Here is an 11,407-nt window from a genome sequence, read left to right as displayed (position 1 = left end):
CGCCATGGCAGCGGCGGCCGCCGCCGTCCCCGTCACGCCCCTGCGCACGCGCCCCTTGAACCGCCCCGTGAACCGCCCCACCACGGCCCCTCCCCATCCCGATCACGTCGACGTCCGTCATCGGCTCTACGCGGAAGGCCGGCCCGCCCGTCGCGACGGACGGTCACTTTTCGGTCTCGGCCCGTCGGGGGCCGTGGCCTCAGGACGCCGACGGCACAACGGACGCCCGTACCGCCCGTCAGCCCGCGACGAGTTCGTCCGGTGAGCTGCGCGCCAGGGCGGCGAGCGTGGCCAGGGCCTGCGTGAGGGTGTCGAGCGGCGGCGACGCGAGGCCGAGGCGTACGGCGTTGGGCGCGCGGTGCCGGTCGGCGGTGAACGCGGCCGCGGGCGTCACCGCGATGCCGTGCCGCGCGGCGGCCGCCACGAACAGGTCGGCGCGCCACGCGGGCGGCAGGTCCCACCAGCAGAAGCAGGACCGCGGATCGGTCCGCACCGCGAACCCGTCCAACCGCCGCCGCACCAGCTCCTGACGGCGCTCCACCTCGCCCCGCTTGGCCTGGACGAGGGTGTCCACCGTGCCGTCCGACTGCCACCGCACGGCTGCCTCCAGCGCGAACCGCGACGGCGCCCAGCCGCCCGCCCTGACCGCCGCCTCCACGGCGGGCGCCAGCGCCTCGGGCGCCACGGCGAACCCCGTGGTCAGCCCGGGCGCGAGCCGCTTGGACAGACTGTCGACGACGACCGTCCGCTCGGGTGCCAGCGCCGCGAACGGTGCCGTGTCCCCGTACAGGAACGCCCAGACGGTGTCCTCGATCGCCGGGACGTCCAGCCGCCGCAGCACGTCCGCGAGCTCGGCGCGCCGCGCCTCCGGCATGGTGAGCGACAGCGGGTTGTGGAGCGTCGGCTGGACGTACACGGCGTGCAGCGGACCGCTCCGGTGCGCCGCCTCGACGGCGTCCGGCCGCACCCCGTCCCCGTCCATGGCGAGCGGCACGACGGTCGCGCCGAGCCGCCCGGCGATCGCCTTCAGCACGGGATACGTGAGTTCCTCGGCGCCCAGCCGCCCCCCGGCCGGCACCAGTGCGGCGACCGCCGCCGAGATGGCCTGCCGCCCGTTCCCCGCGAACAGCACCCGCTCCGGGCGCGGCCGCCACCCGCCGCGCCCCAGCAGCTCGGCGGCGGCGGCCCGGGCCTCCGGCGTGCCCGACGCGGCGACCGGCCGCAGCGCCGAGTCCAGCACGTCGGGACGCAGCAGGCCCCCGAGCCCGCCGGCCAGCAGTGCCGCCTGCTCGGGCACGACCGGGTAGTTGAGCTCCAGGTTGACGCGCCGGTCCGGCGGATCGCTCAGCGCGGGCACGGCGGCAGGCCCGTCGGTGGCCCGGACGAACGTGCCGCGCCCGACCTCCCCGACCGTCAGCCCGCGCCGGGCCAGCTCCTGGTAGACGCGGGCGGCCGTGGACGCGGCGATGCCGTGCTGCCGGGCGAACCGCCGCTGCGGCGGCAGCCGGTCACCGGCCCTGAGCCGCCCGGCCGCGATCTCCGCCGCAACCGCGTCCGCGACCCGCTGATAGTCCCTCAGCTCCGTCAACTCCCGCTCCCCACCTGCCACCGGACCACATTGCACCGAGATCAATATTCTCATTGCTCCGAGTGAGAGCGGTCAATATGCTCGACGCCATGGTGGAGAGCAGCGCGGTCGCAGGCGTGTTCGTCGTGGCACTCGGCATGGTGCTCACGCCGGGACCGAACATGATCTATCTCGTCTCGCGGTCCGTCACACAGGGCCGCCGCGCCGGGATCATCTCGCTCGGCGGTGTCGCCGTCGGCTTCGCCGTCTACCTGGTCGCCACCAACCTCGGCGTCTCGGCCCTCTTCGTCGCCGTCCCCGAGCTGTACACGGCCGTACGGCTGGCGGGCGCCGCGTACCTGGCCTGGCTCGCCTGGAACGCCCTGCGGCCGGGCGGCGTGTCCGTGTTCACACCGCAGGACGTCTCCCACGACCCGCCGCGCCGGCTCTTCACGATGGGACTGATGACGAGCCTCCTCAACCCCAAGATCGCGGTCATGTACCTGTCCCTGATCCCGCAGTTCGTCGACATCGACGCGGGCGACGTGCTCGCGCAGGGCCTGCTGCTCGGCTCCGTCCAGGTCGCGGTCAGCGTCGGTGTGAACCTGGCGATCGTCCTCGCCGCCGGCGGCATCGCCGTGTTCCTCGCCCGCCGCCCGTCCTGGCTGCGCGTCCAGCGGTACGCCATGGGCGCCGTGCTCGGCGTACTCGCCGTATCGCTCGCCCTCGACACGCGGTCCGCCACCGACGGCCGTACAGGCTAGGTCGTGTCCGGCGGATCATGCCTGGGCCGCGGGGTCTGGCACGCACTCCCCCAAGCTCTCGGCTCCGCTCGAGCAGGGGGGACCCCCAGCCGCGTTGTCGTCAGTCGCGACGGCTCCTTCCCCAAGCTCTCGGCTTCGCTCGAGCAGGGGAGACCCCAACCACTCCCTCCTCCGCCTTGCAGCCGCACGCACCAGACCCCGCTCACCCACAGTCAAGGCGAAGGCCCCGCGATGCCGGCATGATCCGCCGGACCCTCCCGAGCTCAGCTCGTCCAGAAGTCCCACCAGCGGGTCAGCACCAGCATCCCCACGACCCCGATGTGCAGCACCGGCGGCACCCACGGGAACTCCCCGAGGAACCGCCGCACCCCCTCCGGCGCGGGCAGCAGCCGCTGCCGCACCGTGTGCGCGGTGACCCCCCAGAACATGACGATCGTCGCCGCCCACGCCAGGCTGCACCACAGGCACAGCGCGTTGATCTCGTACAGCGACTGCTGCATCAGCCAGGTGCAGAACCCGACGCCGAACAGCGTCCCGGCGTTGAGCCCGAGCCAGTACCAGCGCCGGTGGCGCGCCCCCGCCAGCAGCCCGAAGCCGATCGCGACGACCATCCCGTACGTGACGAGCCCCAGCATCGGGTTCGGGAACCCGAACACCCCCGCCTGCTCGCTCTTCATCACGCTGCCGCACGAGACCACCGGGTTCAGACTGCACCCGGGCGTGAACGACGGGTCCTCCAGCAGCTTGTACTTGTCCAGCGTGATCACCCACGCCGCGAGCAGCCCCGCGGCCCCCGTGACCACCAGCATCCACGCGAACGCCCGCCCCGCGCCCGTACCACCGGCGGGAGCCTCCCCGCCGGGACCCGTCCGCGCCCCCGCCGCCGACGTCTCCCGTACCTCACGCGTCATCGCCATGCCGGTCACCGCTCACTCTCTCGTCGAATCGATCGTCCTCGTACGACGAGGCGGCCCCGGCCGCGGGAGGATCCCCCCGCCGCCGGAGCCGCCGCCGTCCGCACGGACGCCTGTCAGGTGCGCACCCGCATCACGGGCGCCAGGCAGTGCGCGCTGCCCTCCAGCAGCCCCTCACCCGACACGAACTCCCGCAGCCGCTCCGGCTCGACCTGCTTGCCCGGCACGGCCTCCGGCCACGGACGGACCGCGAAGATCAGGTACACCTGGCCCTTGGCGTGCGCGGCCTTCTCCCACTCGGGCGGCACCGGGCACTGCACCTTCATGAACGGCAGGGTCAGCACCGCCTGCTCGGCCTCCACCAGCATCGTGATCGGGATGCCGGTGTCGCGGCCCAGGTCGATCAGCTTCTCGCCGATCGACAGACCGAGCTGCTCCAGCTCGGCCCGCATCGCCTCCTCGCCGGCCTCGGGGCCGTCGCGGCCGTCCCCGAGCGAGTAGACCATCAGGAGCGGGGTGCCGGGGTTTTCGTCGGTGGGCTCGCTGACCCACGGGATGACGGTCAGCGTTCCCAGAAGGGAACGCTGCTGGTCCGGGGTTACGGCGGTGGAAGAGGTCATGGCGCCGGATACTAGTGGCGCCCCGCATCCCGCCCCTGAGCGTTTCCACCCGTTCGGCCCAGGGCCGTTCCGGCCGATTCACCTTGTCGGGTACGGGATTCGGCTTCGCGGTCCGGAACGGTTTTCGGGTGTCGTCGTTGTGCCCGGCGGGAGGGAGTCCACCGCCCGCACGACCGTACGGGAGATCACCGCATGATCGGCAAGAGCCCGCAGCCCCTCACCGCCCGCACCGTCCGCACCGTCCGCCGCTTCCCGCGCGGCTTCCTGCGCCGCGGCGTCCTGCGCGCCCTGTTCACGCTGGGCGTGGCCTCGTTCAGCGGCGGCGCGCTCGCCCGCGTGGCGGCGACGCCGCCGGAGGGTGAGAGACCCGGCCGGCGCCCCATGGACGGGCGGCCCCGGCACCGGGCGTTCGACGAGATGTACAAGGGCCGCCGCATCCAGGGCCGTCCGGTGTCCGCGGACGCGGCCGAGTTCGAGGTCCTGGTCGACGGCCGGCCGTTGCACCTGATGCGCTGCGCCAACGGCGGCTACCTCACCCTCGTGGACCACTACAGCTCGTACCCGACGCCGCTGGCCGCGACCCGGGCGGCCGTCGACGAGCTGGGCACCGCGCAGCTCGCCCCGGCCGTCGCGCACGGCTCGGGACTTGCGGGCTCGGGACTTGCCGCCCCGGGGCCGGCCGACTCGGGATCGCGAGGTGACCGTGGCGCACACGCGTAAGGACCAGCGCGACCTGACCGCCGCCGAGCGCCGCCGCTTCGTCGCCGCCGTCCTGGAGCTGAAGCGCGCCGGGCGGTACGACGAGTTCGTCCGTACGCACATCGCGTACTACAAGGCGGACGGCGACGGCGGCCTGCGGACCGCGCACATGGCGCCGTCGTTCCTGCCCTGGCACCGGCAGTACCTGCTGGACTTCGAGCGGGCGCTGCGCGAGGTCGACCCGGCCGTGACCGTGCCGTACTGGGACTGGACCCGCGACCGCAGCCCGGCCGGGCAGCCCTGGGGCGAGGACTTCCTCGGCGGCAACGGCCGGCGCGGCGACCTCCAGGTGACGACCGGCCCCTTCGCGTACGGCACGGGCAACTGGACCGTCACCGTCGGCGTCACCGAGGACCGGTTCCTGACCCGCGACTTCGGACGCCCCAAGGACCCGATCGAGCTGCCGACCCGCGACGAGCTGGCCTGGGCGACGGGCGAGACGGTGTACGACGTGGAGCCCTGGAACTCGACCAGCCCCGGTGGCTTCCGCAACCGCCTGGAGGGCTGGGCGCCCGGCCGGGGCAACACGCGGTGGCGCAACCACAACCGGGTGCACCGGTGGGTGGGCGGTCTGATGCTGGGCGGCGCCTCGGTCAACGACCCGGTGTTCTGGCTCCACCACGCCTTCGTCGACCTGCTGTGGTCCCGATGGCAGGCCCGCAACCCGGGCGCCGGCTATCTGCCCGCGGTGCCGCCACCGGTGGGCTCGGCGCAGCACGGGCGGGTGGTGGCGCGGGACGAACCGATGCCGCCGTGGGACGTGACCCCGGCGCAGCTCGCCGACCACCGGCACCTCTACCGCTACGGCTGAACGCGCCTCACGTACGGACGACAGCGGCCCCCCGGCCGGTGAGCCGGGGGGCCGCTGTGCGCGCGGAGGCGGTGGAGGGAGGCGAGGGCCGTGCGTCAGCCGCCGTAGCCGGAGTCGCCGCCGTTGCCCGGCATGCCGGGCATCTCACCGCCGGGCATCCCCGGCATGCCGCCGTGGTGGCCGTCGCCGTTGCCGTGGTCGTGCCCGTCGCTGACGTTGGCGCACTGGTTGCCGAACACCGGGTTCAGCAGGCCGACGAGGTTGACCGTGTTGCCGCACAGGTTGACCGGGATGTGGATCGGAACCTGGACGACGTTGCCCGAGGCGACACCGGGGGAGTTCGTGGCGGCGGCGCTGGCCCCCGCGTCGGCCACGGCCATGCCGGCTCCGCTGAGAGCGACAGCGCCCCCGCCGACGAGGACGACGGCGGCCTTCGCGATGCGAGACATCAGGGATCTCCTTGTGCGTGGAAACTCGACCGCTGACCCGCGGTCGTCATCCCCCTACAACGCCGCGCCTCACGGCCGGTAACGGTCTCGCCACGACGCTCACACCAAGAGCCCAACGCGGAGACGGGCCGCCGTGGAGGGTCCGGCGGGCCGGGGCGGTGCGGGGGCGGCACACGGAAACGCCCGTGGAACCACGAGGGGTGCCGACGCCGGCTGCGGCGGCGCCCGGTGCGGTTCCACGGGCGGGTGACCATGCGACAAGCCGCCGGGTCCAACGAGCGCTTGCCGTACGGGTACCGGGATGAATGCTTTCTTCACCCCTCTGCGACGGACTCGCTCAGGCTTCCGGGGAGGCCAGGCCGAGGTCCGATTCGAGCGCCCCGGACAGTACGGGGGAGAGGACGCCCGCCTGCGGCAGCTGAACGCCCGGCAGGCCGAGCGTCTCGGCCCGCGGCAGCGTGAGCGGCTCGCCCAGGGACGCGCCGGGCGTGAGCGTCTCGACGGCGGACGCGGGCGCCTTGAGCATCGCCGTGCCGAGCGGGCGGCCGCCGAGCAGGCCCGGCAGCGGGGCGGCGACCTCGGTCTCCGGGAGGGCGCTGTCGACCGGGGTGCGCGGCAGGAGGATCAGTTCGGGCAGGCCGCCTTCGGAGGTGCGGCCCAGGCCCTCGGGCGTGCCGGGCATGAGGAGCGGCACGCCCGTGCTGACCGTCGGGGGCGCCATCGGCAGGACGGCGCCCAGCGGCTGCAGCGGCACCTCCACCGGGGCCTCCGCCGCTGCGGCGGGGCTCGCCAGCGCCGCGGCCGCCGCGGAGACGAAGCACGCGGCGACCATCCCCGTACGGGCCTGAGACTTCACGTTCATTTCTGCGTACGCCTTCCCGGACAAATGGACTTGATGGGTGAGGAGGGGGTTTGAGTGTGCGGTGCTGCCTGAATGAACGAGCACGCGCCGAAAAGCGACTCACAATTCCCCTGCTTGCAGTAACGCGGACGAGCCTGCGGCAACGGACGACGGGCCGTGCGGGAACACCGTGTTCCCGCACGGCCCGTCGCTGTGCCGTGTGCCGTGCTGCCGTCGTGTGCGGCGGTCCGCCGCGTGCGCGTTACTTGCCGACCGGAAGCCCGCCGAGGAGCGGTGCGGTCTTGCCCGCGGCGTCCAGGCCGCCCGCGGTGTCCGCGACCTTGCTGACCACGTTGTTGTCGGTCACCTTGGCGACCGCGTCCGTGGGCACCGCCTCGGCCAGTCCGCGCTTACCCAGCGTGTCGACCGCTCCGTTCAGGCTGGAGGGGGTCAGAGTGTCGGCGGCAAAGGCCGGCGCGGCCGCGCCCAGTGCCATCACGGAGCCGGCGACGACCGCAGCAACCTTCGTGGGCTTCATCGGGGGTGAGTCCTTCCTTGAAAGGTGTCGTGCGTAACAACTCGCGCCGGAGCCGGGACACTTGGCGGACCCTGCGTGGCGCTGTCCGCCGTGCACAACGATTCCCCCGCACGGCGGAAACTCAGGAAGGCGGGAATTCTCGACACTGCACCCGAATGATGCGGAGCGGTCGGATTCTCGGACCAGTGTGAAAGAACGGAAAGCGAAAGAAAGGGCCGGGTCCGCTCGCACGGTGGAGCGGACCCGGCCCTGCGCTCGTACGCCCCCTGGGCGCGCGGGCGTGCGGCACGGCTCAGGAGGACGAGAGGCGCGCCGGCAGGGTCGCGGGCAGTGCGTCCACGAGGGCGTCCAGGTCCGGGAGCGTGACCGCTTCCGCGGCCGCACCCGTGTCCGTGTCTGCGTCCGTGTCCGGGGCTTCGGGGAGGGTGAGCTCGGGGATCTGCGGGATCTCCTGGCTCACGGGGACCTCGGGGACCTCTGGAATTTCAGGGAGTTCCGGGAGTTCGGGGATCTCAGGGAGCTCGGGGATCTCCGGGACCGAGATCTCCGGGAGTTCGGGGAGTTCGGGGAGTTCCGGGATCTCGATCGGGAGGTCGGGGATCTTGATGCCGGTGAGGCCTTCGACGGTGGCCAGGATCGTCTCGATCAGGGACGTCACGGTGTCCTGCACCTGGCTGATGATCCCGGACGGGAGCTGCGTCAGGCTGCCGAGGAGGCCGTCGATGGTCTCCTGGACGGTGCCGAGGAGGTCGTCCAGGGGGTCCGCGGCGGCCGGGGCGGCGGGCGGCAGGGACCGGTGGGGCTGCGAGGTCTCGGCCGCCGCCGGACCCGCCATACCGAGGGCGAGTGCGGCGCAGATCGCGGTGGCCGCGACACGGCGGGATGTCAGAAGACGCATACGTGTGCTCTTCCTTCCGGGGATGCGTCGGACTGGACTGGTGACCTCACGGTGCGTCGCCTGTGTGGCGCCCGCAAACGCGTACGACACGGACGGTGACTGCGCCCAACGGGTGGCCCCGACCCCTCCCACCTGCCCGTACGGTCCGCGACACGCCGGACGGGCGGCTCTTCGCGCCGCGCCGCCAAGAGGGTGGCCGCGCACAACGGAACGGCGCCCTCCCCCAGGGGCGAAGCCTGGGGGAGGGCGCCGTGCGCGCCGTCGGGGAGCGGCGTCAGTCGTTGATGCAGACGTTGCCGAACGCCGGGTTCAGGCCGGCGATGCCGTTGACCGTGTTGCCGCAGACGTTGACCGGGATGTGGACCGGGACCTGGACGACGTTGCCGGAGATCACGCCGGGGGAGCCCACGGCGGCACCGTGCGCGCCGGCGTCGGCGTTCGCGATGCCGGCGGCACCGGCGAGGGACGCGGCTGCTGCGGCGGAGGTCAGGACGACAGCCTTCGCGATACGGGACATGGTGGAGCACTCCTAGATGTCAGGGTGAGGCATTGCGGGCCGACGCGGCCGGCTCCTTGAAGAACGCGTGAGCCGGGCGCCGGTTGCGCTACCGAACGGGTGAAGGCGCCGACCGGGCGGCACCGCTCCGGGCCACCGCAGGGACCGGCCGGCGGACCGGTGATTTCCTTCGCCTTCCGTCATGCCATATTCCGCGGCCCGGTGGGTGGTACGACACGGGCGAGGGCGAACACATCTCAGAAATGTGCGTGTTGCTCCGGCGCTGTTCCGAATGCTTCGTGTTTTGCTCATGAGGTTATAACGTGCGTGCTGTTGCGCGGCCCGTTCCCTTCACTCCTGTTGTGTGCTCTCTTCGCGCTGTTCCCTTCACTCTTCAATGCGGAGAACCTGTATGCGGAATCCCATGGTTTCTGCCGTGCGGCGCGGCTTGGTATGCCTTCTCTCGTGCGCGGCGCTGTCCGCCGTGCTCCCCGCTGCGGCGGCCGCACCCCGGGTGAGGGAGCAGCCGCGCATTCCCTTCACCCAGCGCTACTACGCCGTGCAGCAGGGCGGAATGGCGCGTGCCGCCAACGCCGCCATCACCTGCCGGCAATCCGCCGACGCCGAGCGTTCGGCCACCCTTCCGTGCCTCTCCGCACGCGCGGGCGGCAGCGGTGCGGGCGCCACGGCCAATCACGGCTACGAGATGTTCTACACGGACGTGGACGACGACCCGAACACGTTCAACTCCAGCCGCGCCGAGCTCGTCCTGCCGAAGGACGCCCAGGTCACGTACGCCCGGCTGTACTGGGGCGGCAACCTGAGGGTCAGCGAGCAGAAGCCGCACAAGGACAACGGGCGGGTGCTCGTCGCCGAGCCGGGAGGCGCGTACAAGGAAGTGCGCGCGGATTCCGTCATCGGGCACCGCACCGCCGACGGCGCCGACGCGTTCCAGGCGTCCGCGGACCTCACGGAACTCGTCCGCGACTCCGGCCCCGGCATGTACACCGTCGGGCAGATCAACGTCGCCATGGGGCGCACCGGAGTCGGCGCCTGGGGTGGCTGGACGCTCGTCGTGGCGTATGCGAAGAAAGGCGCGCCGCTGCGCCACCTCGCACTGTGGGACGGATTCGAGACGCTCACCGCCGACAGCGGTTCGCTCCGTGTCGACCTCGGCCGGAAGCGTGTTCCGGTGGGCGGTTCCGGGCGGCTCGGGATGGTCGCCTACGACGGTGACCGCGGTATCACCGGGGATTCCCTGACATTCGAACCGCACACCGGTCGGCGCGCCGTACCTCTGAGCGATTCCGGGAATTCCGCGGACGACGTCCTCAACTCCAGCATCACCGATTCCGGTAAGGCGCGGATCCGCCGCGAACCCGCCCACACCAACACGCTCGGATACGACTCCGACGTCTTCGACCTGCGCACGGCGCTCGTCGGCGGGGCCGACGACATGGGCGTACGCGTCGACACGGCACGCGACTTCGTCTGGCTCGGCGCGCTGTTCCTGGAGGCCGACGCCCGCTAGGCCGCCGCCCTCACCGCCACCGCTTCGTAGAAAGGGGCACGCGTGCGTCTTCCCTTCACCGCACTGCATGTCGTCCAGCCCGGCGACGGCGGGGTGGCCCGTGTGGTCACCGATGTGGTCGGCGCCCATGTCGCGCAGGGCATGCGTGTGGCCGTCGCCTGCCCGCCCGACACACCGCTCGCCGCGGCCGTCCGCGCCCGTGGCGCCGAGGTCCACGTCTGGCGGGCAGGGCGCGACCCGGGCCCTGCCGTGCCGGCCGAGAGCCGCCGCGTCGCCGAACTCGTCGACCTCGTACGGCCCGACCTCGTCCACGCGCACAGCGCCAAGGCCGGTCTCGCCACCCGGATCGCCGTACGGGGCCGGGTCCCCACCGTGTACCAGCCGCACGCCTGGTCGTTCGAGGCTGTCGACGGGGTGACCGCCGCGCTGGCCCGGCGCTGGGAGCGCTGGGCGGCCCGGTGGACCGACCGGGTCATCTGCGTCAGCGAGGCGGAACGGCGCCGCGGCGAGCGCGCCGGGGTGCGCGCCCCCTGGACGGTCGTCCACAACGGTGTGGACGTCAGCCGCTTCGGGCCGTTCACGGCCGGAGCGGACCGGGCCGCCGCCCGCGCCGTCCTGCTGCCCGGTGTGCCCGCTGCGGCGCCCGTCGTGGTGTGCGTGGGGCGGCTGTGCCGGCAGAAGGGGCAGGACGTCCTGCTGCGGGCCTGGGACGAGGTCGCCGCGCGGGTCCCGGGGGCCCGGCTCGTGCTGGTCGGTGACGGGCCGTCCGCCGACGCGCTGCGCGCGGCCGCGCCCCCGTCGGTCGTGCTCACCGGGGTGGTCGCCGACGCGCTGCCCTGGTACCGGGCGGCCGACCTGGCCGTGCTGCCGTCCCGCTGGGAGGGCATGGCGCTCGCCCCGCTGGAGGCCATGGCGTCCGGCCGGCCCGTCGTCCTCACCGACGTCGACGGCGCCCGCGAGAGCCTCCCGCCCGGGCACGCCGCCCACTGCCTCGTACGCCCCGGCGACCCCGCCGCGCTGGCCGCCGCCCTCGTCCGGCTGCTCCAGCGCCCCATCCTGCGGCAGGCCCTGGGACGCCAGGCCCACCAGCACGTACTCACCCGATTCGACGTGCGGCGCGCGGGCGCGGCCATCGCGGACGTCTACCGCGAGGTGACGGCCGCCCCGCGCCACCGCGAGCTCAGAGAGCCGATCGCCCAGTGACCACGGAAAGCACCAG

Annotated in this window: 13 protein-coding genes; 5 read left to right on the top strand and 8 right to left on the bottom strand. The window is 73.1% G+C overall.

Translation table 11 applies throughout. From position 1 onward, the window contains the following. Nucleotides 1-238 precede the first annotated feature (238 nt). On the bottom strand, nucleotides 239-1,579 hold the full coding sequence (locus HTZ82_RS31515) for a PLP-dependent aminotransferase family protein (RefSeq protein ID WP_175412831.1): 1,341 nt from the start codon (nucleotides 1,577-1,579) through the stop codon (nucleotides 239-241). A gap of 98 nt (nucleotides 1,580-1,677) precedes the next feature. Between HTZ82_RS31515 and HTZ82_RS31510 the strand changes: the two genes are divergently transcribed. Then, nucleotides 1,678-2,331, top strand: coding sequence for a LysE family translocator (locus HTZ82_RS31510; RefSeq protein ID WP_175412825.1), 654 nt, complete (start codon nucleotides 1,678-1,680; stop codon nucleotides 2,329-2,331). A gap of 263 nt (nucleotides 2,332-2,594) precedes the next feature. Here HTZ82_RS31510 and HTZ82_RS31505 read toward each other — a convergent pair whose 3' ends face one another. Both HTZ82_RS31505 and HTZ82_RS31500 read right to left on the bottom strand, forming a co-directional pair. Continuing rightward, nucleotides 2,595-3,242, bottom strand: a complete 648-nt coding sequence (locus HTZ82_RS31505; protein WP_175412830.1) for a vitamin K epoxide reductase family protein — start codon at nucleotides 3,240-3,242, stop codon at nucleotides 2,595-2,597. Between the two features lie 119 nt (nucleotides 3,243-3,361). After that, nucleotides 3,362-3,865, bottom strand: a complete 504-nt coding sequence (locus tag HTZ82_RS31500) for a DUF5949 family protein (protein ID WP_175412824.1) — start codon at nucleotides 3,863-3,865, stop codon at nucleotides 3,362-3,364. Between the two features lie 192 nt (nucleotides 3,866-4,057). Here HTZ82_RS31500 and HTZ82_RS31495 point away from each other — a divergent pair, with 192 nt between their 5' ends. Both HTZ82_RS31495 and HTZ82_RS31490 read left to right on the top strand, forming a co-directional pair. Next, nucleotides 4,058-4,585 carry a tyrosinase family oxidase copper chaperone gene (locus HTZ82_RS31495; RefSeq protein ID WP_175412823.1) on the top strand — a complete coding sequence of 176 codons (528 nt, stop codon included), beginning with the start codon at nucleotides 4,058-4,060 and terminating at the stop codon, nucleotides 4,583-4,585. Then, on the top strand, nucleotides 4,569-5,435 hold the full coding sequence (locus tag HTZ82_RS31490) for a tyrosinase family protein (RefSeq protein ID WP_175412822.1): 867 nt from the start codon (nucleotides 4,569-4,571) through the stop codon (nucleotides 5,433-5,435). Before HTZ82_RS31495 ends, HTZ82_RS31490 begins: the two co-directional genes overlap by 17 nt. 95 nt (nucleotides 5,436-5,530) lie before the next feature. Here the strand turns inward: HTZ82_RS31490 and HTZ82_RS31485 are convergent, their stop codons facing one another. From HTZ82_RS31485 to HTZ82_RS31465, 5 genes are all read right to left on the bottom strand, one after another. Next, nucleotides 5,531-5,884: a chaplin gene (locus tag HTZ82_RS31485; protein WP_175412821.1), complete on the bottom strand. Its 354-nt coding sequence runs from the start codon at nucleotides 5,882-5,884 to the stop codon at nucleotides 5,531-5,533. Nucleotides 5,885-6,221: 337 nt separating this feature from the next. After that, nucleotides 6,222-6,746, bottom strand: coding sequence for a hypothetical protein (locus HTZ82_RS31480; RefSeq protein WP_175412820.1), 525 nt, complete (start codon nucleotides 6,744-6,746; stop codon nucleotides 6,222-6,224). A gap of 241 nt (nucleotides 6,747-6,987) precedes the next feature. Continuing rightward, nucleotides 6,988-7,263, bottom strand: coding sequence for a hypothetical protein (locus HTZ82_RS31475; RefSeq protein ID WP_175412819.1), 276 nt, complete (start codon nucleotides 7,261-7,263; stop codon nucleotides 6,988-6,990). A 292-nt stretch (nucleotides 7,264-7,555) separates the two neighbouring features. Next, a complete protein-coding gene (locus HTZ82_RS31470) occupies nucleotides 7,556-8,161 on the bottom strand; it encodes a hypothetical protein (protein ID WP_175412818.1) in 606 nt (201 codons plus the stop codon). A gap of 274 nt (nucleotides 8,162-8,435) precedes the next feature. Continuing rightward, entirely contained in the window at nucleotides 8,436-8,678 is a 243-nt protein-coding gene (locus tag HTZ82_RS31465) for a chaplin (protein WP_175412817.1), read from the bottom strand. 463 nt (nucleotides 8,679-9,141) lie between these two features. On the opposite strand from HTZ82_RS31465, the gene HTZ82_RS31460 reads away from it, so the two are divergent. Both HTZ82_RS31460 and HTZ82_RS31455 read left to right on the top strand, forming a co-directional pair. After that, a complete protein-coding gene (locus HTZ82_RS31460) occupies nucleotides 9,142-10,188 on the top strand; it encodes a DUF3344 domain-containing protein (protein WP_309235817.1) in 1,047 nt (348 codons plus the stop codon). 42 nt (nucleotides 10,189-10,230) lie between these two features. After that, nucleotides 10,231-11,391, top strand: coding sequence for a glycosyltransferase (locus HTZ82_RS31455; RefSeq protein ID WP_309235816.1), 1,161 nt, complete (start codon nucleotides 10,231-10,233; stop codon nucleotides 11,389-11,391). Nucleotides 11,392-11,407 lie beyond the last annotated feature (16 nt).

The organism is Streptomyces sp. TRM64462 (assembly GCF_013362995.1).
Taxonomy (GTDB): Bacteria; Actinomycetota; Actinomycetes; order Streptomycetales; family Streptomycetaceae; genus Streptomyces.
This window is presented reverse-complemented; position numbering and strand designations above follow the sequence as displayed.

What these genes read in the sequence shown, in the direction of transcription:
- HTZ82_RS31465 (WP_175412817.1), bottom strand. Translation starts at nt 8,678, where the DNA reads ATGTCCCGTATCGCGAAGGCTGTCGTCCTGACCTCCGCCGCAGCAGCC.
- HTZ82_RS31500 (WP_175412824.1), bottom strand. Translation starts at nt 3,865, where the DNA reads ATGACCTCTTCCACCGCCGTAACCCCGGACCAGCAGCGTTCCCTTCTG.
- HTZ82_RS31495 (WP_175412823.1), top strand. Translation starts at nt 4,058, where the DNA reads ATGATCGGCAAGAGCCCGCAGCCCCTCACCGCCCGCACCGTCCGCACC.
- HTZ82_RS31485 (WP_175412821.1), bottom strand. Translation starts at nt 5,884, where the DNA reads ATGTCTCGCATCGCGAAGGCCGCCGTCGTCCTCGTCGGCGGGGGCGCT.
- HTZ82_RS31510 (WP_175412825.1), top strand. Translation starts at nt 1,678, where the DNA reads ATGGTGGAGAGCAGCGCGGTCGCAGGCGTGTTCGTCGTGGCACTCGGC.
- HTZ82_RS31470 (WP_175412818.1), bottom strand. Translation starts at nt 8,161, where the DNA reads ATGCGTCTTCTGACATCCCGCCGTGTCGCGGCCACCGCGATCTGCGCC.
- HTZ82_RS31480 (WP_175412820.1), bottom strand. Translation starts at nt 6,746, where the DNA reads ATGAACGTGAAGTCTCAGGCCCGTACGGGGATGGTCGCCGCGTGCTTC.
- HTZ82_RS31475 (WP_175412819.1), bottom strand. Translation starts at nt 7,263, where the DNA reads ATGAAGCCCACGAAGGTTGCTGCGGTCGTCGCCGGCTCCGTGATGGCA.
- HTZ82_RS31505 (WP_175412830.1), bottom strand. Translation starts at nt 3,242, where the DNA reads ATGACGCGTGAGGTACGGGAGACGTCGGCGGCGGGGGCGCGGACGGGT.